We start from the raw sequence: 20,866 nt of genomic DNA, 5'->3' as shown, positions 1-20,866 counted from the left end.
GCAGCAATCTACTGAGACGGAGGTGAACGGCACGAGACAAACGTGACGGGCGGGCACACGCTTCATGTCGAAGTATCCCCTAGGTAACCCCTAGGACAGGCACAGGGAAAGCGCTCACTGCGCACTCGGGACAACGTTGCCAATAGAGGGACGGAAGCGTCGGCATGGGGGCACCGCCGTGCAACCACGGTCAGGACTGCCACCGGGTGACGAGCAGCCCGATCCAGGCGATACCGAGGACCACGGCGAACGGCCACAGCGGGCGCCCGCGCTCCTTCTCCTCGCTCTCGCCGGTGGGGCGCAGGGCGGGGTCGGCGATCATCGCGGAGAGTTCGGCGGCGACGGCGTCGTAGGGGTGGATCAGTCCGCGCCTGCGTTGCAGCCAGGGCCAGCGGGGTGCCGAGAGATCCCAGTGATCGCCGTCGCGCACCCGCAACTGCAGCTCGAACGCCTCCCGGCGGGCCGAGCGGAGGTCGTCCCAGGGGACGTGGCGCGGCCCGCGCAGCCGGTTCAGCCAGACGCCGGTGCGGTCGGCGGTGATGCGCCAGCGCAGTTTCCGCGGGACGAGGGTGGCACCGATGAGACCGCAGACGAACAGCAGGCCCCCGTCCCAACGGCCCGGGTCGCCCACGAGCCAGATGACCCAGCAGCCCCACTGCGCCATCAGGAAGCCCGCCAGCCAGTCCACCGGCCCCGCCCGCCAGCGCCGTACCGGCACCACGGTGATCCCCGCCCGCACGGTCGCGGCCAGCTCCTCGTCCCGCGCCCTGTTCCGCGCCGCCCGGACCTCCGCCCGCGCCTCCCGGGCGGTCCGCCGCCGCGCGGCACCCGCCGCCAACGGTCGTACGGGCCCGGTCGACCACTCCGTCACCGGCGGCTCGCCGGGCTTCTCCGCCGCGCTGACCAGCAGGATCTCGGCGCCGTCGGCGGGCGTGCCGTACAGGACGGCCTCCCGGAGGGGGGTGCGCTCGCCGGTCGCGGGCGGCGCGTCGAGGAGTTCCTCCAGGTCCGCCGCGTCGCCGTCCTTCCCCTCCTTCCCCTCCGCCCCCTCCTCGTCGTCCTTGTCGTCGGCTGCCGCCCTCGTCGCGACCGTGAACAGAGGCCGTAGCGCCGCCGTGTCGTCCGTCGCGTGGACCACGGTGTCCTCGTGGTCGTCCGTGCCGACGAGGACGCGCAGGACGGGCACGGGTGCCTTGCGCAGGGCGATCGCGCGGCGGCGGCCGAGGGCTCCGGAGAGGAGCAGGGTGAGGGCCAGCCCGGCCAGGAACAGGCCCGTCGCGACCGCCTCCTGTCGGTGGTCCGCCCACAGGCCGGAGACGGAGAGCAGGACGACACCGGGTACGGCCACCACGGTCCCGAACCGGAGGAACAGCCCGCCGCGCCGCACCGGACCGTCCGCGTCCGGCAGCGGGGCGGTGATCCCGTCGGCAGCGGCCAGGACGCTCCGCCGCTGACGGGCACGCGCGCGTGCCCGTAGTTCGGTGGCTGTCACGGGGGCCAGGACCAGCAGGGCGGCGCACACCAGGACCGGCCAGGACAGCTCGGTCCAGCGCACCGCCACCAGCACGACCAGGACGGGGGCGGAAAGCCGTACGAGCTCGGGCCGCCACAGCCACCACACCACCTGGAGCGGCAGCAGCGCGATCAGCTCCGGGGGCAGGTCCGTCGTCGTCAGCACGGCGGGGACGACCAGCAGGGCGCACCAGACGGCCAGTTCGACGGACCATCGCCGCGGCCGGACCGGCACCCACCACGGCACCGCCGCATCGGCCCACACGCGCGCGTGCTCCCCGTTCCAGGGCACGCAACCGTCGGGTATCGCGGAGGCGGGCAGCGGCGACGGCTCCTGGACCTTCGTGGTCATGACATCCCAGAGTTGTGTGGGTGGAGGTGCGGCTGCGGGCGGCGCGAGTGCGGGCAGTGCCCGTCCGGTCAGCCCGTCGCCAGCAGGATCGCCAGCACCACGGCCCCGGCGACCGCCGGCGCGATCACCTCGTACGCCCAGCGCACGGTGACCTCGCCCTGCGCCGACTCGTGCTGCCCCTGGCTCTCCAGCAGCTCGCGCAGATCGGTCATGATCTGGTCGGACTCCGCGCGCGTGGGCCCACCCTGTACGGCGCCGCCGCCCGTCCCGCCGCCGAACGTGCCCATCCGGCCGCCGGAACCGAGCAGCCCCGGCCTGCCGCCGCGCGGCGTGCCGGTCGCCTCCGACATGGCCCGCGCCTCGCGCCGCGCGGCCTTCTTGCGGGCGCGCAGCGAGACCGGGACCGCCCAGAGCTGGAACTTGGCGCCCGTGTTCGTGAGGACCTCGTTCGAGTAGCCGGACCGCAGGGTGGCGACCTCGGCCCAGGGCAGGACGACGATCCGGAACGGGTTGCGGATCCGCAGGCGGTCCGGGTTGGCGTACACCGCCGGGCGCAGTGTGAACGCGACGATCAGCGGTACGGCGAGGATCAGGCCCGCGAGGGCGAGCCAGGGGGAGCGGCCGTGACCGGTGAAGAGGGCGTCGATGCCGAGCCAGCCGACGATGACCAGGAGGAGGACACCGCCGACGATGCCTGCGTGTGAGCGGTAGGTCCGGTCTTGTGGCTCGGCTTGCGGGGTCGTCATGGTGCCGATTCTGCCTCAGAGGTGCGCCTGGTCGCCGTTGGGGATCTGTTGTCTGTGCGAGTGCGGGTGCGTTGTGGCTGGTCGCGCCCACGCGGCGGAGCCGCATATAGATGCAGCCCCGCGCCCCTGGGTGGGAGCGCTTGGCCGGGGTGTGCGCGCTAGGTAGGACCAGTTGCCGGGGTGTACAGCCGCTACGCGCGTAGATATGCTCGGGTGGTGACCATGCCCACCACTGCACCTTCCCCCACTGCCAAAAGCGTGGGAGGGACCCCCACGCACGCACTCGGCGAGGTGACGGCGTCGGACAGTACGCTGCGCCGTTTCCTCCACGGGCTGCCCGGCGTCGACGCGGTCGGCCTGGAGGCGCGCGCCGCCTCGCTCGGGACCCGTTCCATCAAGACCACCGCGAAGGCGTACGCCATCGACCTCGCCATCTCGATGGTCGACCTGACGACGCTGGAAGGCGCGGACACCCCGGGCAAGGTCCGGGCGCTCGGCGCCAAGGCGGTCCGCCCCGACCCGACCGACCGGACGAGCCCCTCGACCGCGGCCGTCTGTGTCTATCCCGACATGGTGGCCACCGCGAAGGAGGCCGTCGCCGGTTCCTCCGTGAAGGTCGCCTCCGTCGCCACCGCCTTCCCGGCCGGCCGTGCCGCGCTCGCCGTGAAGCTGGCCGACGTGCGCGACGCGGTCGCCGCGGGCGCCGACGAGATCGACATGGTCATCGACCGCGGGGCGTTCCTCGCGGGCCACTACATGAAGGTCTACGACGAGATCGTCGCCGTGAAGGAGGCGTCCGGGGCGGCCCGCCTCAAGGTCATCTTCGAGACCGGCGAGCTGTCGACGTACGACAACATCCGCCGCGCGAGCTGGCTCGGCATGCTGGCCGGCGCGGACTTCATCAAGACGTCGACGGGCAAGGTCGCCGTCAACGCGACGCCCGCGAACACCCTGTTGATGCTGGAGGCGGTGCGTGACTTCCGCGCGCAGACCGGCATCCAGGTCGGGGTGAAGCCCGCGGGCGGTATCCGTACCTCCAAGGACGCCGTCAAGTTCCTGGTCATCGTCAACGAGACGGCGGGCGAGGACTGGCTGGACAACCACTGGTTCCGCTTCGGCGCGTCCTCGCTCCTGAACGACCTGCTGATGCAGCGTCAGAAGCTGGCCACCGGCCGCTACTCCGGCCCCGACTACGTGACGGTGGACTGATCCACATGGCATCCGCATTCGAGTACGCACCGGCGCCCGAGTCCCGCGCCGTCGTCGACATCGCGCCCTCCTACGGCCTGTTCATCGACGGCGAGTTCACCGAGGCGGCCGAGGGCAAGGTCTTCAAGACCGTCTCCCCCTCCACCGAGGAGGTCCTCTCCGAGATCGCCCAGGCGGGCGAGGCGGACGTCGACCGCGCGGTGAAGGCCGCCCGCAAGGCCTTCGAGAAGTGGTCGGCGCTGCCCGGCTCCGAGCGCGCCAAGTACCTGTTCCGCATCGCCCGGATCATCCAGGAGCGCAGCCGCGAACTGGCCGTCCTGGAAACCCTGGACAACGGCAAGCCCATCAAGGAGACGAGGGACGCGGACCTCCCCCTGGTCGCCGCGCACTTCTTCTACTACGCGGGCTGGGCCGACAAGTTGGACCACGCCGGCTTCGGCGCGAACCCGCAGCCCCTCGGCGTCGCGGGCCAGGTCATCCCCTGGAACTTCCCGCTCCTGATGCTGGCATGGAAGATCGCCCCGGCACTGGCGACGGGCAACACGGTCGTCCTGAAGCCGGCCGAGACGACCCCCCTCTCGGCGCTCTTCTTCGCGGACATCTGCCGCCAGGCGGGCCTCCCCAAGGGTGTCGTCAACATCCTTCCGGGATACGGCGACACGGGCGCCGCGCTCGTCGCGCACCCGGACGTCAACAAGGTCGCGTTCACCGGCTCGACGGCGGTCGGCAAGGCCATCGCACGCCAGGTGGCCGGCACGACCAAGAAGGTCACCCTCGAACTCGGCGGCAAGGGCGCGAACATCGTCTTCGACGACGCCCCCATCGACCAGGCGGTGGAGGGGATCGTCACCGGCATCTTCTTCAACCAGGGCCAGGTCTGCTGCGCGGGCAGCCGCCTGCTCGTCCAAGAGTCCATCCAGGACGAGCTGTTGGACTCCCTGAAGCGGCGACTGTCGACCCTCCGCCTCGGCGACCCGCTCGACAAGAACACGGACATCGGCGCGATCAACTCAGCCGAGCAGCTCTCCCGGATCACCACCCTCGTCGAGCAGGGCGAGGCGGAGGGCGCCGAGCGCTGGTCCCCGTCCTGCGAACTCCCGTCCTCCGGCTACTGGTTCGCCCCGACGCTCTTCACGAACGTCACCCAGGCGCACACCGTCGCCCGCGACGAGATCTTCGGCCCGGTGCTGTCGGTACTGACCTTCCGCACGCCCGAGGAGGCGGTCGCGAAGGCCAACAACAGTCAGTACGGCCTCTCAGCCGGCATCTGGACGGAGAAGGGTTCCCGCATCCTCGCGGTCGCGAGCAAACTGCGCGCGGGCGTCATCTGGTCCAACACGTTCAACAAGTTCGACCCGACCTCGCCGTTCGGCGGCTACAAGGAGTCGGGCTTCGGCCGCGAGGGCGGTCGCCACGGCCTGGAGGCGTACCTCGATGTCTGACGCACGACTGTCCGTCTTCAAGACCTACAAGCTGTACGTCGGGGGCAAGTTCCCCCGTAGCGAGAGCGGCCGGGTGTACGAGGTGACCGACGCAAAGGGCAAGTGGCTGGCCAACGCCCCCCAGGGGAGCCGTAAGGACGCCCGGGACGCGGTCGTAGCGGCCCGCAAGGCGTTCGGCGGCTGGTCCGGCGCGACGGCGTACAACCGGGGTCAGATCCTCTACCGCATCGCCGAGATGCTGGAGGGCCGCAAGGACCAGTTCGTGCGCGAAGTGGCGGACGCGGAGGGCCTGTCGAAGTCGAAGGCCGCCGTGATCGTGGACGCGGCGATCGACCGCTGGGTCTGGTACGCGGGCTGGACCGACAAGATCGCCCAGGTGGTCGGCGGCGCGAACCCGGTGGCGGGTCCGTACTTCAACCTCTCCTCCCCCGAGCCGACGGGAGTGGTCACCGTCCTGGCCCCCCAGGAGTCGTCGTTCCTGGGCCTGATCTCGGTCGTGGCCCCGGTGATCGCGACCGGCAACACGGTCATCGTCATCGCGAGCGAGAACTCCCCGCTCCCCGCACTGTCGTTGGGCGAGGTCCTGGCCACCTCCGACCTGCCCGGCGGAGTCGTCAACATCCTCTCCGGCCGGACGGCGGAGATCGCGGCCCCCCTGGCCGCCCACCAGGACGTCAACGCGATCGACCTCGCGGGCGCGGACGACGTACTGGCGAAGGAGCTGGAGATCGCAGCGGCGGACAACCTCAAGCGAGTCCTCCGTCCACAGCCTGTGGATTACAACGAGACTCCGGGCATCGACCGCCTGACACCCTTCCTGGAGACGAAGACGGTCTGGCACCCGACGGGTTCACTGGGGGCGTCGGGGTCGTCCTACTGAGCAGGCCGCAGGCCGCTCAGTAGGGGCGCGGGGAACTGCGCGACCAGCCACAACGGACGCGCACCCGGCTACGAGACCGCAGTCCCCCGAACCGCCCCCGCTCTCAACTCCCGAGCACTCCCAGCGCCTGCCCCACCACAGGCACACTCCCGATCGACTGGGCCTGCGCAACAGGCCCGGTCAGCATCTGCGAAGCAAGGGGCTGGAAGTCCGCGAGCTGGGTCGCGACCCCGTTGTCGAGCGGATCAACACCCGTCCCCGCGAGCGGATTCGGCTTGAGCCCGGCAACCGGCCCGGTGACATACCCGACGGTGCCGGTGAGCGCGCCAAGCCCCGCCGCGGGGTCGATCTTGCCCAGAGACGTGGGCCGCGTCCGCATCACGTCGACGACCGGCGCGGTGTCCGCGGCGGCCGACGCCGCCCCCGCACCGAGGGCGACTCCGGCGGTCGCGAGGGCGACCAGCGCGCGCTGGGCGGTCGGATGCTGGGGGGACGTGTGTCGTGCCATTGCTGGTGCCACCTTCTGGTGCGCAGGGTAATCAGGTCAGCACGAAGGGTAGTTGACGTGTGATGCGCGTTCCAATGCCGACCCGCGGGGTCGGCAGGACGTACGGAATACGTCAAACTGGTGTCCCGTGAGCATCCTTTCCCCGTCACCGGCGCGTGTCGTGCTGCTGTGCGGCCCCTCGGGTTCCGGCAAGTCCCTCGTCTCCGCCCGCTCCGGTCTTCCCGTGCTGCGGCTCGACGACTTCTACAAAGAGGGTGACGACCCGACGCTGCCCCTCGTGGCGGGGAGTTCGGACATCGACTGGGACCACCCCGGCTCCTGGGACGCGGACATCGCGGTCACCGCGATCGTCGAACTGTGCCGCACGGGCCGCACGGACGTGCCGGTCTACGACATCTCGCTCAGCGCCCGTACGGGCACGGAGGCGGTCGATGTGGGCCGGACCCCGCTGTTCATAGCGGAGGGCATCTTCGCCGCCGAGGTCATCACCCGCTGCCAGGAGCTGGGCGTCCTCGCGGACGCGCTGTGCCTGAGCCGGGGTCCGGTGCGGACGTTCCGGCGCCGTTTCCTGCGGGATCTCAGGGAGGGCCGTAAGTCCGTGCCGTTCCTGTTGCGGCGCGGCTGGCGGCTGATGCGGCTGGAGCGCTCGATCGTGGCCCGGCAGACGACCCTCGGCGCGTACGCCTGCGACAAGGACGAGGCACTGGGCCGGCTCGCCGCGGCGGCGGTCGGCCGGCGCCCGGCCCGAATCAGTCCGGCGTCTTCTCCGTCGTAGGACCGCAACCATCAATTGAGGCACCACGACGGCGAGCAACCAGGTCCGCGCGAGCGGCGCCGGTTTAGGCGCAAAAAGGGGAAAAGCGGGACTGGACGGACCCCCCGGCCCTCCAGTCCCGCTCTCCCGTTCCCCCGTGGTGCTTCCCCCGTGCTGTTCCCCCCGTGGTCCCTCTGACCCCGTCGGCACCCCCCGGTACCGATCCCCCGCGGTCCCCCCGGACCTCCCCCGTGTTACCTACTTTCCCCCCGAACCCTCAGGCGACCAGCTCCCCGAAGGCGTCCTCCTCGTCACGGCCGAAGCTGAGGACCTCGTCCTCGCGCATGCGGCGGAGCGACCGCCAGATGCTGGACTTCACCGTGCCGACACTGATGTCGAGGATCTCCGCGATCTCCGGGTCCGTGCGGCCCTCGTAGTAGCGGAGGACCAGCATGGTGCGCTGGAGTTCGGGCAGCCGGGCCAGCGCCTGCCACAGGACCGCGCGCAGTTCGGTGCCGCGCATCGCGTCCGTGTCGCCGGGCGTCTCCGGCAGTTCCTCGGTCGGGTACTCGTTCAGCTTGCGGCGGCGCCACGCGCTGATGTGCAGGTTCGTCATGGTGCGGCGGAGGTAGCCCCCGACCGCGGCCTTGTCGCTGATCCGGTCCCACGCCTTGTACGTCGAGAACAGCGCGCTCTGCAGCAGGTCCTCGGCCTCGAAGCGGTCACCGGTCAGGTGGTACGCGGTGGCGTACAGGGAGGCGCGGCGCTCCTGGACGTAGGCGGTGAACTCCGCCTCCGACAGCGAACGACGCTCCCCCGTGTCCTCCCTGTACGCGCTTCCCCCGTGCGCTTCCCCCGGGTGCGCGTCAACCACCGTCATGAACCCGGTGTGCTGACGCCCGGTGCCGCGAGCGCACCCCCGCCCGTTCACGGCACCGGACTTCTCGGAACCCCGGGTCACGTCGTGCAGACGCGTGATGACTGCGTTGTTGCTGGTGCTGTGCAGCGTGCTCATCTCGCGCCCCCCGTAGTGGACTTGCCCGGTGTTCGGATCTTCCGGCTCGGTTCCTTCGTGGTTCCTTGCCTGTGCCGAAAATCCTGCCGGGGTCACTTCATGGACGTGTCCGCCGACTGTCACAGACCTGTCACAGGGGTGGGTCTCTGCGGCTACCCTCAGAAAACGGACAGTCCGGTCACAGAAAGGAGCGCTACGGGGGTGTCCGCGAACCTCCTGCGGGGACGTACCCGTACAGGTGTCGAAACCCCACCCCCACATGGGCCAGAATGAGCCCCGTGCCTTCCCTGTTGCTGATCGAGGACGACGACGCCATCCGGACGGCCCTGGAGCTCTCGCTGACGCGCCAGGGTCACCGGGTAGCCACCGCTGCCAGCGGCGAGGACGGTCTGAAGCTGTTGCGTGAGCAGCGGCCGGACCTGATCGTGCTGGACGTGATGCTGCCCGGCATCGACGGTTTCGAGGTGTGCCGTCGTATCCGGCGGACGGACCAGTTGCCGATCATTCTGCTCACCGCGCGCAGCGACGACATCGACATCGTCGTCGGACTGGAGTCCGGCGCCGACGACTACGTGGTCAAACCCGTGCAGGGGCGGGTGCTGGACGCCCGCATCCGGGCCGTGCTGCGGCGCGGGGAGCGCGAGGCCAACGACGCGGCGTCGTTCGGTTCGCTGGTCATCGACCGGGCCGCGATGACCGTCACGAAGAACGGCGAGGACCTCCAACTCACGCCCACCGAGCTGCGGTTGCTGCTCGAACTGAGCCGGCGCCCCGGACAGGCCCTGTCCCGGCAGCAGTTGCTGCGCCTGGTGTGGGAGCACGACTATCTCGGTGACTCGCGGCTGGTGGACGCCTGTGTCCAGCGGCTGCGCGCCAAGGTCGAGGACATCCCGTCGTCCCCGACGCTCATCCGTACCGTGCGCGGCGTCGGTTACCGCCTGGACTCGCCTCAGTGACCGACGCACCAGGGGGGATCCGCGGCTGGCGCCCGGGTCGTAAGGGAGTCCTGTGGCGGCTGCGGTTCACCAGCCTGCGCCTGCGGCTGGTGGTCGTGTTCGGGCTGGTCGCGCTGACCGCCGCCGTGTCCGCGTCCGGCATCGCCTACTGGCTCAACCGCGAGGCCGTCCTCACCCGCGCCCAGGACGCCGTGCTGCGCGACTTCCGCCAGGAGATGCAGAACCGCGCCGGCGCCCTGCCCGTCCACCCCACCCAGGACGAACTGATGCGCACGGCGGGCCAGATGGCCAACAGCAGCCAGCGCTTCAGCGTCCTGCTCGTCGGCGAGGACACGAACGACAAGACGGTCTACGGCAACTCGGGCGGCCTGAACGGCTTTTCGCTGGAGGACGTGCCCAAGTCGCTGCGCACGGCGGTGAACAAGCAGCAGTCGGTGTCCGACGGCAACAAGGAGCCGTACCACCTGTACTGGCAGCGGGTCACCGAGCACGGCACGCCGTATCTGGTGGCCGGTACGCGGATGATCGGCGGCGGTCCGACCGGCTACATGCTCAAGTCCCTCGAGCCGGAGGCGAAGGACCTCAACTCCCTTGCCTGGTCGCTGGGTATCGCCACCGGGCTCGCGCTGATCGGTTCCGCGCTGCTCGCGCAGGCCGCCGCGACGACCGTCCTCAAGCCCGTGCACCGGCTCGGTATAGCCGCGCGCCGGCTCGGCGAGGGCAAGCTCGACACCCGGCTGCGGGTCTCCGGCACCGACGAACTCGCCGAGCTGTCAAGGACGTTCAACCAGACGGCCGAGGCGCTGGAGAAGCGGGTCGCCGACATGGCGGCCCGGGACGACGCCTCGCGCCGGTTCGTCGCCGACATGTCGCACGAGCTGCGCACCCCGCTGACCGCGATCACGGCGGTGGTGGAGGTGCTCGAAGAGGAACTCGACGCCGAGACCGGCAGCGTGGACCCGATGATCGAGCCCGCCGTACGGCTCGTCGTCAGCGAGACCAAGCGGCTGGGCGACCTCGTGGAGAACCTGATGGAGGTCACCCGCTTCGACGCGGGCACCGCCCGGCTCGTCCTCGACGACGTCGACCTCGCCGACCAGATCACCGCGTGCATCGACGCCCGCGCCTGGCTGGACGCCGTGGACCTGGACGCCGAGCGCGGCATCCACTCCGTGCTCGACCCGCGCCGCCTGGACGTCATCCTCGCCAACCTCATCGGCAACGCCCTCAAGCACGGCGGCTCGCCGGTCCGGGTCTCGGTCCGCCTGGAGGACGACGACCTCGTCATCGCGGTCCGCGACCACGGCCCCGGCATCCCCGAGGACGTCCTGCCGCACGTCTTCGACCGCTTCTACAAGGCGAGCGCCTCCCGGCCCCGCTCCGAGGGCAGCGGCCTGGGCCTCTCCATCGCCCTGGAGAACGCCCACATCCACGGCGGCGAGATCACCGCCGCCAACTCCCCCGAGGGCGGCGCGGTGTTCACCCTGCGGCTGCCACGAGACGCCTCCGCGCTCACGGAGGAGCCCGGCGCCGAGAACGGCGAGAAGGCCGAGGGCACAGGCCCCGAGGAGAACGCGTGATGACCGCAGGACGCCGTTACGCCGTCTCCCTGGCCCTTCCGCTCCTCGGCCTGCTGCTCACCGGGTGCGGGATCCGGGCCACCGAGGTGCCGACCGACTTCGGGGCCGCGCCGTCCCGGGTGCCCTGCACGCTCACCGAGCCGGACGGGTCGCCGCAGGCCGCGCGCGGGGTGCCGGTGCAGGTGTTCCTGCTGTGCGGGTCGTCGCTGGTGACCGTCGACCGGGCCGTACAGGTACCGGACGGCACGGCGGACGTGCAGCGGCGCGTGATCGTCGCCCAGGGGCTGCTGGACCAGCTCGCGGAGTCGCCGTCGTCGGGTGAGAGGGACGCGGGCTACACGACCGACGTGCGCGGCGGCATGACGGTCGGTGGGCCGCGCGCCGGGGACCCCAAGGACGCGCTGCGGCTGAGCAATTCACCGGCCGACCTCACGTCGTACGCGCTCGCCCAGATCGTCTGTACGTTCTCCGACTCGGCCGCGGCCGAGGGCGACGGCTCCGTGATCCTCGGCGGCCCGGGCGAGGCGCCCCTGCGCCGCTACGAGTGCACGGACGACGTCCGCTCCGACCCGGGCACCAAGGCGCCGCCGTCCAGCGAGGTGACGGGCGGCTGAAGCCGCGCGCGCCGCGGGGGTGAACGGGGCGCGAAAAAGGGCGTGTGGCGCAGGCCTCACCCTGGTGCCTGGTGTCCACCCGGAACCGATCGTGCCGCAGAGGGCGTCTTGTGGGGCGTGCAGCGTCAAGGCTCCATCGGCGGCAGTGCCGCGATTCGCATCCGTGTGACAGGGGGCGTCCTCCTCGTCGCACATCTCGTGTTCGTCGCCTGGGTCACGCTGCGCCCCAGGGACGTCCCCTGGGTGATGCCCCCGAATCTGCACCCACTGGCCAGCATCCGGGCCGATCTCGCCCTGGGCTGGCCGGAGGCGACGAAGCGGATCGGCGAGGGCCTGGCCCTGCTGGCCCCGCTGGGCGTCCTGCTCCCGACGGTCAGCGGCCGACTCCATGTCTCCCCGCTCGCGTCCTTCATCCGTACGGTCGCGGCGGGCGCCCTGATCTCCCTGGGCATCGAACTGCTGCAGACCGGGGTGCCCGGCCAGGTGGTCGACATCGACTCGCTGCTCATGAACACGGTGGGCGTGGCTCTCGCGCACGCGGCCTTCGTCCCGGCCTCCCGCGTCTGGCTCCGCCGCAGGACCGAGACCCCGCTCCCCCCGACCGTCCTCCAGGAGGAAGCGGCTCAGGGGCGAACCCCGACGATTCCCAGGGTCGGCATCGCACCGTAGAGCGACGCCGGGCCGCCTCCGGCTCCGTACCGTTGAAGGCAGATGGGGCAACCACACGGGGGCCTCGGACAGCCGCTCGCGAAGGAGCAGAAAAATGACCGCCATTGCCCGCCCCACCCAAGGCCGCATGATCGGCGGAGTGTGCGCAGCGCTGGCGCGGCGCTTCGGTACCTCCGCGACCACGATGCGGGTGATCTTCCTGGTCTCCTGCCTGCTGCCCGGCCCGCAGTTCCTGCTCTACATCGCGCTGTGGATCCTGTTCCCGTCCGAGGACAAGGTGCGCACCGAGACCTGGTGAGGACCGTGCGCACGTACGCCGATGGGGCGCACCCCTCGTCCGGGGGTGCGCCCCATCGGCGCGTTCAGGGGCGGGGCTCAGCCCAGCGGGATGCCGTTCAGCGGCAGGCCGTGCGTGGGCAGGCCCGTGTTCGACAGCGGCAGGCCGCCCAGCAGCCCGGCGACGGGCGCGGTCGGACCGTCGGAGAGGACCTTCTCGGCGGCCGGCTGCACGGCGGACAGACCACCCGCGAGCGCGGGCTGCGCCTGGCTCAGCGCCTCGCCGGCACCCGGCAGCGCCTTGGCGACGTTCTCCGCGGGCAGCGTGTGGGTCACGGCGCCCAGCGCCTGCGTGGCGTCCGGCACCGCCGGAGCGGCGCTCGCGGCACCCGCGCCTACAGCGGCGAAGGCAGCACCGAGGGCGGCGACACCGAGGGTCTTGGCAGCAGACTGCTTCATGGTGAATGCGTCCTTGAATGGGATGACGGGGATGTGAGCGGTCCAAGACCGTAAACACGCGAGGGCGCCAGCCGCAAACATCGAAATGCGGACGGATTGTGAACGTCCGCCCGCATCTCCCGTGCCCCACTCCGCCTCGTTCAGCCCTCTTCCGGCACAGAAGCGCTGGTGGAAGCCGTCTGCCGGAACAGCCATTCGGATTTGAGTTCGGCATATCCCGGCTTGATCACGTCATTGATCATGGCCAGTCGTTCATCGAAAGGAATGAATGCTGACTTCATAGCATTGACGGAGAACCACTGCATGTCGTCGAGCGAATAACCGAACGCCTCGACAAGGTGCTCGAATTCCTGCGACATGCTGGTGTGCGACATGAGGCGGTTATCGGTGTTGACCGTCGCACGGAAGTGCAGCCGGCGCAGCAGCCCGATCGGGTGCTCGGCGTAGGAGTCGGCGGCGCCGGTCTGGAGGTTGGAGCTGGGGCACAGCTCCAGCGGGATGCGCTTGTCCCGGACGTACGACGCGAGCCGGCCGAGCTCGACCGAGCCGTCCTCCTTGACCTGGATGTCGTCGATGATGCGCACCCCGTGCCCCAGCCGGTCGGCGCCGCACCACTGCAACGCCTGCCAGATCGACGGCAGCCCGAAGGCCTCACCGGCGTGGATCGTGAAGTGGTTGTTCTCGCGCTTCAGATACTCGAAGGCGTCCAGGTGCCGGGTGGGCGGGAACCCGGCCTCCGCGCCCGCGATGTCGAAGCCGACGACACCCAAGTCGCGGTAGCGGTTGGCGAGTTCGGCGATCTCCAGGGAACGGGCCGCATGCCGCATCGCGGTGAGCAGCGCCCCGACACGAATCCGCCGCCCGCTCTCCCGCGCGAGCAACTCCCCTTGCCGAAAGCCCTCGTTGACAGCCTCGACGACCTCTTCGAGGCTGAGCCCGCCGTCGAGGTGCTGCTCGGGCGCGTACCGCACCTCGGCGTATACGACGCCGTCCTCGGCGAGGTCCTCCGCGCACTCGCGGGCGACCCGGATCAGCGCGTCCCGGGTCTGCATCACGGCGACCGTGTGCGAGAAGGTCTCCAAGTACCGTTCCAGCGAACCGGAGTCGGCGGCCTCGGCGAACCACACGCCGAGCTTGTCCGGGTCGGTCTCGGGGAGTCCGGTGTACCCGGCGTCCCGCGCGAGTTCGACGATCGTCCCCGGGCGGAGACCGCCGTCGAGGTGGTCGTGCAGCAGAACCTTCGGCGCCCGGCGGATCTGGTCCGGCGTCGGGGTGTTCGGGGTGCTCTGGCTCGTCATTTCCGCACTCTAACTCCTACGCGCGTAGATCACCTGTTGTACGAATCCGTCGATACGTAACGGTGACCGCGCGGAAGGATGGCGTACACGCTCACTTCTGACACTGTTCTGTCATGGCACAGCAAGCGACGCCGCTTCGGACGGCCCAACTGGGGAGAGCGCTCGGTCCCGAACCGACCTCGGTGAGCGGCGTGGTGCTGCTGCTCCCCGGCGGCGAGGAGGTCTCCGCCCGCAGACCCTCCCCCATGATGGCGACGGCTTCCGTACGGACACTGGGGCGCCGGTTGGCCCGCGCGGGCCAGGGCGAGGGGCTCGCCGCGCATGTCGTCCACTACCGCAGTCGCGGCTGGAACGGCAGTGAGGCGTCTCTCGCGCACGACGCGTCCTGGGCGGTGGACGAGGTCGTACGGCGGTACGGGGACGTGCCCGTGTGTCTCACCGGGATCGACATGGGCGGGCGCGCGGCGTTGCGCTCCGCGGGGCACGAGGCGGTCAACTCCGTGGTGGCGCTGGCTCCTTGGCTGCCCGAACAGGACGTTGCCGCGCCACCCGAACCGGTGAAGCAACTGGCGGGGCGGCGGGTGTTGATCGTGCACGGCACGAACGACGAACGGACCGATCCCGAACTGTCGTTCCGGCTGGCGGCCCGGGCGAAGAAGGCGAACCGGGACATCTGTCGGTTCGAAGTCCATTCCGACGGTCACGGGTTGCATCAGCATCGGCAGGAAGTGCACGCGCTGACCGAGGACTTCGTGATGGGGGCGTTGTTCGGGCGGGCGTTTTCCCGGCCTGTCGAGGACGCGCTTCAGGCTCCGCCGCCGTTGGGGTTGCGGATGCCGTTGGCTGCGGGGTTCGGGCGGTCGCTTCGTAGGGGTTGATCTTTCGTCGCGGAGTGCCGCCCGGTGGGGGCTGGTCGCGCAGTTCCCCGCGCCCCTGAGGGTGAAGGCGCTCACGTAGGTAGCAAGTTGCCCCTTCTCGACAACAGGAACTGCTTAAACGCTGCTACCGGTGGGGTGTCCGGGTGGTGGCCGTCCAGCCAGGCCACTCCGATCTCCCTCACTGCCCTTGGAGCCGTGACCGTCAGCTCCGCAACTCCTGGGCGGGGTACGGCCGGTGGAGGCAGGAGGGCGACTCCCAGGCCGGCCGCCACCAGGCCCCGTAGGGTCTCCGCCTCCTCCCCCTCGAAGGCGATCTTCGGGCGGAAGCCGGCTTCCTTGCAGACGTCGTCGGTGATGCGGCGGAGGCCGTAGCCCGGTTCGAGGGTCACGAAGGTCTCGTCGGCCGCTTCCGCGAGGCGGATGCGCTTGCGTGCTGCCAGGCGGTGGTCGGCCGGGACGACGAGGCGGAGTTTCTGTACGTCGAGGCGGTGGGCCACGACGTCGGGGGCGTCGAGGGTCGGGGAGGTCAGGAGACACAGGTCCAGCTCGCCCGCGCGCAGGCGTTCCAGCATGGCCTCGCCGTAGTTCTGGACGAGGCTGAAGCGGACGCGGGGGTGGTCGGCGCGGAAGGCCCGGATGAGGCCGGGGACCGTTTCCGAACCGAGGGTGTGGAGGAAGCCGAAGGCGACCTTGCCGGTGGCGGGGTCGGCGTCGGCGCGGACCTCGTCGGCGGCCTTCCCGATCTCGGCGAGGGCGCGGTCGACGGAGGTGAGGAAGGTACGGCCGGCCGGGGTCAACGACACCGTGCGGCCGCGGCGGGCGAACAGGTCGACGCCGAGGTCCTGTTCGAGGCGGACCATGGCCCGCGACAGGGTGGACTGCGGGACCCGCATCTCCTGCGCGGCCCGGGTGACGTGCTCGGTGCGGGCGACGCCGGCGAAGTACGCGAGGCGGGGCGCGAGCAGCGCGACGATGTCTTCTGTGTCACCGGACGGTGACAGGTGAGCCTGTGAGCTGTACTGATGCACCATGGGAACGATTATGACGTTTCCGTGCATTGGACGGATCAGCGGGAGCGTACGTAGCTTCGAGGCATGTCTCCCGCCGATACCGGGGCGTCCACGATCGTGGCCGCCTCCGTCCCCTCTTCCGTCCTCTCTTCCGTCCCCTCTTCCGTTTCCGACTCGCGGCTGACGCCGGGTGGTCCCGGTTATCGCCGGATGAGCTTCGCGCTGTTCCTCGCGGGTGTGGCGACCTTCGCGCTGCTGTACTCCACGCAGGCGCTGCTGCCGCTGATCTCGGGCGAGTTCGGGGTGGCGGCGAGCGCGGCGAGCTGGACGGTGGCCGCGGCGACCGGCGGACTCGCGCTGTTCGTCCTGCCGATGAGCGCGCTGTCGGAGCGTTTCGGACGTCGTACGGTCATGACCGCGTCGCTGGTGGTCGCGGTGAGCATCGGGGTCCTGGTCCCGTTCGCGCCGTCGCTGGGCGCGCTGGTGGCGTTGCGGTTTCTGCAGGGTGCGGCGTTGGCGGGGCTGCCCGCGTCGGCGACGGCGTATCTGGCGGAGGAGGTCCGGCCGAAGGCGCTGGTCACGGCGATCGGCCTGTTCGTGGCCGGCAACAGCGTCGGCGGGATGAGCGGCCGGGTCATCACCGGCTGGGTCGCGCAGGAGTGGGGCTGGCGGGTCGCGGTGGCGGTGATCGGCGTGATCGCGGTCGGCTGCGCGGTCGCCTTCCGCCTGCTCCTCCCCGCCCCGAAGCACTTCACCCCGGGCTCGCTGCGCCCCCGCGTCCTGGCCCGCACGGTCCGCGACCACCTCGCGAACCCGCTGCTGTGCCGGCTGTACGCGATCGGCGCCCTGTTCATGACGGTCTTCGGCGGCGTCTACACGGTGATCGGCTACCGCCTCACCGAGGCCCCCTTCTCCCTCCCCCAGGGCATCGTCGGCTCGATCTTCCTGGTGTATCTGGTGGGGACGGTGTCCGCGTCCACGGCCGGTCGGCTGGTGGGCCGGCTGGGGAGGCGGGGAGCCCTGTACCTGGCGGGCGGCACGACGGCAACGGGCCTCCTGGTCTCCCTCGCCGACTCCCTCCCCCTGGTCCTGCTGGGCCTGGTACTCATCACGGCAGGCTTCTTCGCGGGGCACGCGGTCGCGTCCTCGGCGGTCAGCAAGACGGCGACGACGGGACGCGCGCAGGCCTCGGCGCTCTACCAGTCCGCGTACTACATCGGGTCCAGCACCGGCAGCACGGTCGGCGCGATGGCGTTCCACGCGGGGGGCTGGGCGGGGACGGTCGGCGTGGGGGTGCTGGCGGTGGCCGGCGTCGTGACGATCACGGTGTTCGGGTCTCGGGCGGCGCGGGGGCCTGCGGCGGCGCGGGAGCCTGCGGCGGCTTGAGGGCGCGGGGTTGTCGTGCCGGGGTGCTTTCGGTGCGGGGGGTCTCTGGTGCGGGGGGCAGTGCAGGGGCTCTCCAGTGCAGGGCTCGTCGGCATGGGAGCTGGTGCGGGAGGGTCTCTGGTACGGGGGCCAGTACAGGGGCGGTTTCCAGTGCGGGGGCGCTGTCCAGTGCGGGAGCCGGTACAGGGGCAGTTTTCGGTACAGGCGCGGTGCCCAGTGCGGGAGCCGGTACAGGGGCGGTCTCCGGTACGAGGCCAGTGCAGGGGCGGTCTCCGGTACGAGGCCGGTACAGGGACGGGTCTCCAGTACGGGGCCGGTACAGGGACGGCCTCCCGTGCAGGGGCCAGTACAAGGGCGGTCCTCCTGCTACGGGCGCCGGACGAGAGTGCCTTCCAGGTGCGGGAGCCGGTGCGAGGGTGCTTTCCAGCACGGGGGCCAGTCCGATGGTGCTTTCCAACGCCGAGCGCCAAAATCCAGCGCCGGTCGACCATCCAGCACAGGCCGCCCAATCCAACACTGGCCAGCGATCCAGCACAGGCCGCCACCATCCAACGCCAGCCGGCGATCCAGTACAGGCCGCCGATATTCAGCCCGTCCGGCGTTTGAGGACGAGGCCCCTTCAGGGCCGATGCGGGGGTCTGGCGGCGCAGCTCCCAGGGGGCGCCCACACCAACACCCATGCGCTTGACCTGCGCGTTCATTCACTCCTCGCGCCATTGTCAGTGGGCTGCGCTACGTTGCGGGGTAAGGGAAGAACGGCCACAGGGGTGGGTGGGCGAGACCATGAGTGACAGTGTTGTTACTGCGACGGACGATCTCGATGTCAGGCTGGAGAAACACCGCGTCGAGCTGACCGGGTACTGCTACCGCATGCTCGGCTCCTCCTTCGAGGCCGAGGACGCGGTGCAGGACACGATGGTCCGCGCCTGGCGGAACTACGAGAAGTTCGAGGGGCGGTCCAGTCTGCGGTCCTGGCTGTACCGGATCGCGACCAACGTCTGCCTGGACATGCTGACCGCGGGCAACAAGCGGGCGAGGCCCGTCGACCTCAGCGACTCCACCCCCCTCGCGCAAGCCGCGCTGTCCCCCCGCCCGGACAACACCTGGCTGGAGCCGATGCCCGACGCGCGCGTGCTGCCGACGGTCGCCGACCCGGCGGAGGCGGCGGTCGCCAAGGAGTCCGTACGGCTCGCTTTCATGGCCGCCCTGCAGCAACTGCCGCCCAAACAGCGGGCGGTGCTGATCCTGCGCGAGGTACTGGCCTGGCGGGCGAACGAGGTCGCCGAGCTGCTCGACACCTCGGTCGCGTCGGTCAACAGCGCGTTGCAGCGGGCCCGGGCGACCCTCGCCGAGCGGGACGAGAAGGCGGCCGACGCGGCGGTCTCCGACCCGCTGGACGAGGAGCAGAAGAAGCTTCTGGAGCGGTACGTCGCGGCCTTCGAGGGCTACGACATGGCGGCGCTGACGGCGCTGCTGCACGAGGACGCCATCATGACGATGCCGCCGTTCGACCTGTGGCTCACCGGCCACGACGACATCACGGGCTTCATGACGACGATCGGCGCCGCCTGCGAGGGCTCACGCCTGATCCCGGTGCAGGTGAACGGCCTGCCGGGCTTCGCCCAGTACAAGCCGGACCCGGAGGCGGGCGGTTTCAGTCCCTGGTCGGTCCAGATCCTGGAGATCTCAGACGGCAGGCTCACCGGGTTCCACTTCTTCCTGGACACCGAGCGCTGGTTCCCGCTGTTCGACCTCCCCCTCCATCTCGAAGCGGAGTCCGACCAGGTCGAGGAGGGCGCGTAGTTCGGGGCCGGGTTCGCGCAGCCTGATCCGGGCGCCGGCCCGCCGGGCGGTCAGTTCGAGGCGGGCCAGGAGATCGACGGTGCCGAGCCCCGGCGGCGGCCCGGGTCCCACGGCCTCGGCCGTGACCTCGACCAGGACCACTCCGGCACCGGTCGCCTCCAGCAGCGCCCGCACCTCGGCGCACAGCCCCGCCACCTCGTCACGGGTGACGGGGCGGGCCGGCACGAGTACAGCGGGTGTCTTGGCGTCCACAATCGGTAGACCGGGTGGGCGGGCGTAACTCATCGGGGGCGACCGCCTAGGTTTGCTGTATGCCCCACGGATCAGCTCCGCCCTGGATACCCGACGGCCTCCCGCGCGCCGAAGTCGCCGCTGAGGGGGTGCCGTGCAAGGGGTGTTGACCGGGTTCGCGGTGATCGGTGTGGTCATCGCGGTCGGGTACGTGATCGGGCTGCGCGGTTCCCTCGGCGAACACGGGCGGGACGTCCTGACCAAGCTGGCCTTCAATGTCGCGTCTCCGGCCCTGCTGTTCACGACCCTCGCGCGGGCCGATCTCTCGGTGGTCTTCTCCAGCGGGCTGCTGGTGACGGTGCTGAGTACGGCAGCGGCGGCGGGCGTGTTCGTGGCGGTGGGGGGCGTACGCGGGTGGGGTGTCGGCCGTACGACGATCGGGGCGCTCTGTTCCAGCTACGTCAACTCCGGCAACCTCGGTATCCCGATCTCGGTGTATGTCCTGGGCAATGCCTCGCTCGTGGCACCGGTGATGTTGTTCCAGCTCGTTGTGGTGAGCCCGCTCGCGTTGACGGTCCTCGATCTGTCGGGCGCGGGCGAGAAGGGGCCTTTGTGGCTACGGTTGCTCACGCCGCTGCGGAATCCGGTCGCGGTCGGCTCGCTTGCGGGGGTCGCGGTGGCGGCGACCGGAGTGCATGTTCCGAACCCGGTGATGAGTCCCCTAACCCTGATCGGCAACATGGCGGTGCCGGCGGTTCTGCTCGCGTTCGGGATCTCGTTGCGGGGTAGTTCGGTGCCGGCGCGGGGTGTTGAGCGGGGGCCGGTGTTGTTGTCGGTCGCGCTGAAGTCGGTGGGACAGCCGGTTGTTGCCTGGGTGTTGGCGGTGGGGGTGTTCGGGATTCATGGGGCGGCGTTGCTCGATGTGGTGGTGACGTCGGCGTTGCCGGGGGCGCAGAACCTGTACACGTACGCGAGCCGCTATGGGGTTGGTGAGGGGTTGGCTCGGGACTCGATCCTGCTGTCTACGGTGTTGTCGGTGCCGGTGCTTGTGGTCGTCGCGGCGCTGCTTGGGTAGGTGCGGTTGTTGTGTGTCTGCGGGTGCGCTGTGGCTGGTCGCGCAGTTCCCCGCGCCCCTAGGTAGGCAAGCGGGGCCGGGACCGAAAAGTCCCCGCCCCTCACCTCTGAGAAGCCGTAAGGGCACTGGGACTTGCAAGCCCCAGCCAGCTTCCCCTCAAGCAAAGCGAGAGGGGCCGGTGCCCGAAAGCCCAGCCCCTCCCCCAACTACCGA

General features: G+C 70.5%; 21 protein-coding genes. 13 read left to right on the top strand and 8 right to left on the bottom strand.

The annotated features are described in order from the left end of the window. Window positions 1-190 precede the first annotated feature (190 nt). Window positions 191-1,864, bottom strand: coding sequence for a hypothetical protein (locus tag OG223_RS32820; protein ID WP_329256305.1), 1,674 nt, complete (start codon window positions 1,862-1,864; stop codon window positions 191-193). Between the two features lie 68 nt (window positions 1,865-1,932). Next, entirely contained in the window at window positions 1,933-2,610 is a 678-nt protein-coding gene (locus OG223_RS32815) for a PH domain-containing protein (protein WP_329256303.1), read from the bottom strand. Window positions 2,611-2,832: 222 nt separating this feature from the next. On the opposite strand from OG223_RS32815, the gene deoC reads away from it, so the two are divergent. Genes deoC through OG223_RS32800 form a run of 3 tightly spaced genes read left to right on the top strand, consistent with a single transcriptional unit; the run spans window position 2,833 to window position 6,141 of the window. After that, on the top strand, window positions 2,833-3,819 hold the full coding sequence (deoC, locus tag OG223_RS32810) for a deoxyribose-phosphate aldolase (RefSeq protein WP_329256301.1): 987 nt from the start codon (window positions 2,833-2,835) through the stop codon (window positions 3,817-3,819). 5 nt (window positions 3,820-3,824) lie between these two features. Continuing rightward, entirely contained in the window at window positions 3,825-5,261 is a 1,437-nt protein-coding gene (locus OG223_RS32805; RefSeq protein ID WP_329256299.1) for an aldehyde dehydrogenase family protein, read from the top strand. Beyond that, the gene (locus OG223_RS32800) at window positions 5,254-6,141 is read left to right on the top strand and encodes an aldehyde dehydrogenase family protein (RefSeq protein ID WP_329256297.1); all 888 of its coding nucleotides are present in this window, start codon (window positions 5,254-5,256) and stop codon (window positions 6,139-6,141) included. The genes OG223_RS32805 and OG223_RS32800 overlap by 8 nt, the downstream gene beginning before the upstream one ends. A 103-nt stretch (window positions 6,142-6,244) precedes the next feature. Here the strand turns inward: OG223_RS32800 and OG223_RS32795 are convergent, their stop codons facing one another. Further along, window positions 6,245-6,649, bottom strand: a complete 405-nt coding sequence (locus tag OG223_RS32795; protein ID WP_329256296.1) for a hypothetical protein — start codon at window positions 6,647-6,649, stop codon at window positions 6,245-6,247. A 127-nt stretch (window positions 6,650-6,776) separates the two neighbouring features. On the opposite strand from OG223_RS32795, the gene OG223_RS32790 reads away from it, so the two are divergent. Beyond that, entirely contained in the window at window positions 6,777-7,424 is a 648-nt protein-coding gene (locus OG223_RS32790; RefSeq protein ID WP_329256294.1) for a uridine kinase, read from the top strand. A gap of 256 nt (window positions 7,425-7,680) precedes the next feature. Here OG223_RS32790 and OG223_RS32785 read toward each other — a convergent pair whose 3' ends face one another. Next, the gene (locus OG223_RS32785) at window positions 7,681-8,418 is read right to left on the bottom strand and encodes a SigE family RNA polymerase sigma factor (RefSeq protein WP_329256292.1); all 738 of its coding nucleotides are present in this window, start codon (window positions 8,416-8,418) and stop codon (window positions 7,681-7,683) included. Between the two features lie 278 nt (window positions 8,419-8,696). Between OG223_RS32785 and afsQ1 the strand changes: the two genes are divergently transcribed. From afsQ1 to OG223_RS32760, 5 genes are all read left to right on the top strand, one after another. Further along, window positions 8,697-9,374 carry a two-component system response regulator AfsQ1 gene (gene afsQ1, locus OG223_RS32780; RefSeq protein ID WP_019055771.1) on the top strand — a complete coding sequence of 226 codons (678 nt, stop codon included), beginning with the start codon at window positions 8,697-8,699 and terminating at the stop codon, window positions 9,372-9,374. Beyond that, window positions 9,371-10,954 carry an ATP-binding protein gene (locus OG223_RS32775; RefSeq protein ID WP_443073769.1) on the top strand — a complete coding sequence of 528 codons (1,584 nt, stop codon included), beginning with the start codon at window positions 9,371-9,373 and terminating at the stop codon, window positions 10,952-10,954. The genes afsQ1 and OG223_RS32775 overlap by 4 nt, the downstream gene beginning before the upstream one ends. Next, window positions 10,954-11,568: a hypothetical protein gene (locus OG223_RS32770; RefSeq protein ID WP_329256290.1), complete on the top strand. Its 615-nt coding sequence runs from the start codon at window positions 10,954-10,956 to the stop codon at window positions 11,566-11,568. The genes OG223_RS32775 and OG223_RS32770 overlap by 1 nt, the downstream gene beginning before the upstream one ends. 117 nt (window positions 11,569-11,685) lie before the next feature. Next, window positions 11,686-12,237, top strand: coding sequence for a VanZ family protein (locus OG223_RS32765; RefSeq protein WP_329256288.1), 552 nt, complete (start codon window positions 11,686-11,688; stop codon window positions 12,235-12,237). 94 nt (window positions 12,238-12,331) lie between these two features. Further along, window positions 12,332-12,535 carry a PspC domain-containing protein gene (locus tag OG223_RS32760; protein WP_329256286.1) on the top strand — a complete coding sequence of 68 codons (204 nt, stop codon included), beginning with the start codon at window positions 12,332-12,334 and terminating at the stop codon, window positions 12,533-12,535. A gap of 77 nt (window positions 12,536-12,612) precedes the next feature. Here the strand turns inward: OG223_RS32760 and OG223_RS32755 are convergent, their stop codons facing one another. Then, on the bottom strand, window positions 12,613-12,972 hold the full coding sequence (locus OG223_RS32755) for an ATP-binding protein (protein WP_329256284.1): 360 nt from the start codon (window positions 12,970-12,972) through the stop codon (window positions 12,613-12,615). A 140-nt stretch (window positions 12,973-13,112) separates the two neighbouring features. Further along, the gene (locus tag OG223_RS32750; RefSeq protein WP_329256282.1) at window positions 13,113-14,270 is read right to left on the bottom strand and encodes an adenosine deaminase; all 1,158 of its coding nucleotides are present in this window, start codon (window positions 14,268-14,270) and stop codon (window positions 13,113-13,115) included. A 113-nt stretch (window positions 14,271-14,383) separates the two neighbouring features. Between OG223_RS32750 and OG223_RS32745 the strand changes: the two genes are divergently transcribed. Then, entirely contained in the window at window positions 14,384-15,148 is a 765-nt protein-coding gene (locus tag OG223_RS32745) for a dienelactone hydrolase family protein (RefSeq protein ID WP_329256280.1), read from the top strand. Between the two features lie 71 nt (window positions 15,149-15,219). Here the strand turns inward: OG223_RS32745 and OG223_RS32740 are convergent, their stop codons facing one another. Then, the gene (locus OG223_RS32740; RefSeq protein WP_329256278.1) at window positions 15,220-16,179 is read right to left on the bottom strand and encodes a LysR family transcriptional regulator; all 960 of its coding nucleotides are present in this window, start codon (window positions 16,177-16,179) and stop codon (window positions 15,220-15,222) included. A gap of 63 nt (window positions 16,180-16,242) precedes the next feature. Here OG223_RS32740 and OG223_RS32735 point away from each other — a divergent pair, with 63 nt between their 5' ends. Then, window positions 16,243-17,544, top strand: a complete 1,302-nt coding sequence (locus OG223_RS32735; RefSeq protein WP_329256276.1) for an MFS transporter — start codon at window positions 16,243-16,245, stop codon at window positions 17,542-17,544. Between the two features lie 783 nt (window positions 17,545-18,327). After that, window positions 18,328-19,347, top strand: coding sequence for a sigma-70 family RNA polymerase sigma factor (locus tag OG223_RS32730; RefSeq protein WP_329256274.1), 1,020 nt, complete (start codon window positions 18,328-18,330; stop codon window positions 19,345-19,347). On the opposite strand, the gene OG223_RS32725 is transcribed toward OG223_RS32730, so the two are convergent. Further along, window positions 19,231-19,632: a hypothetical protein gene (locus OG223_RS32725; protein WP_329256272.1), complete on the bottom strand. Its 402-nt coding sequence runs from the start codon at window positions 19,630-19,632 to the stop codon at window positions 19,231-19,233. The two genes, OG223_RS32730 and OG223_RS32725, sit on opposite strands and share 117 nt — an antisense overlap. A 100-nt stretch (window positions 19,633-19,732) precedes the next feature. Between OG223_RS32725 and OG223_RS32720 the strand changes: the two genes are divergently transcribed. After that, complete coding sequence (locus OG223_RS32720; protein ID WP_329256270.1) at window positions 19,733-20,653, top strand: AEC family transporter; 921 nt, start codon at window positions 19,733-19,735, stop codon at window positions 20,651-20,653. Window positions 20,654-20,866 lie beyond the last annotated feature (213 nt).

The sequence above is a fragment of the Streptomyces sp. NBC_01478 genome (assembly GCF_036227225.1).
In the GTDB taxonomy this organism is placed as follows: Bacteria; Actinomycetota; Actinomycetes; order Streptomycetales; family Streptomycetaceae; genus Streptomyces.
The sequence above is the reverse complement of the archived record's forward strand: the minus strand, read 5'-3'. Positions and strand labels throughout refer to the sequence as shown.

Excerpts from the sequence above, each read along its gene's own strand:
- OG223_RS32745 (WP_329256280.1), top strand. The coding sequence starts at position 14,384 with ATGGCACAGCAAGCGACGCCGCTTCGGACGGCCCAACTGGGGAGAGCG.
- deoC (WP_329256301.1), top strand. The coding sequence starts at position 2,833 with ATGCCCACCACTGCACCTTCCCCCACTGCCAAAAGCGTGGGAGGGACC.
- OG223_RS32785 (WP_329256292.1), bottom strand. The coding sequence starts at position 8,418 with ATGAGCACGCTGCACAGCACCAGCAACAACGCAGTCATCACGCGTCTG.
- OG223_RS32750 (WP_329256282.1), bottom strand. The coding sequence starts at position 14,270 with ATGACGAGCCAGAGCACCCCGAACACCCCGACGCCGGACCAGATCCGC.
- OG223_RS32735 (WP_329256276.1), top strand. The coding sequence starts at position 16,243 with ATGTCTCCCGCCGATACCGGGGCGTCCACGATCGTGGCCGCCTCCGTC.
- OG223_RS32815 (WP_329256303.1), bottom strand. The coding sequence starts at position 2,610 with ATGACGACCCCGCAAGCCGAGCCACAAGACCGGACCTACCGCTCACAC.
- OG223_RS32820 (WP_329256305.1), bottom strand. The coding sequence starts at position 1,864 with ATGACCACGAAGGTCCAGGAGCCGTCGCCGCTGCCCGCCTCCGCGATA.
- OG223_RS32725 (WP_329256272.1), bottom strand. The coding sequence starts at position 19,632 with ATGAGTTACGCCCGCCCACCCGGTCTACCGATTGTGGACGCCAAGACA.
- OG223_RS32730 (WP_329256274.1), top strand. The coding sequence starts at position 18,328 with ATGAGTGACAGTGTTGTTACTGCGACGGACGATCTCGATGTCAGGCTG.
- OG223_RS32760 (WP_329256286.1), top strand. The coding sequence starts at position 12,332 with ATGACCGCCATTGCCCGCCCCACCCAAGGCCGCATGATCGGCGGAGTG.
- OG223_RS32740 (WP_329256278.1), bottom strand. The coding sequence starts at position 16,179 with ATGGTGCATCAGTACAGCTCACAGGCTCACCTGTCACCGTCCGGTGAC.
- OG223_RS32795 (WP_329256296.1), bottom strand. The coding sequence starts at position 6,649 with ATGGCACGACACACGTCCCCCCAGCATCCGACCGCCCAGCGCGCGCTG.
- OG223_RS32805 (WP_329256299.1), top strand. The coding sequence starts at position 3,825 with ATGGCATCCGCATTCGAGTACGCACCGGCGCCCGAGTCCCGCGCCGTC.
- OG223_RS32800 (WP_329256297.1), top strand. The coding sequence starts at position 5,254 with ATGTCTGACGCACGACTGTCCGTCTTCAAGACCTACAAGCTGTACGTC.
- OG223_RS32755 (WP_329256284.1), bottom strand. The coding sequence starts at position 12,972 with ATGAAGCAGTCTGCTGCCAAGACCCTCGGTGTCGCCGCCCTCGGTGCT.
- OG223_RS32770 (WP_329256290.1), top strand. The coding sequence starts at position 10,954 with ATGACCGCAGGACGCCGTTACGCCGTCTCCCTGGCCCTTCCGCTCCTC.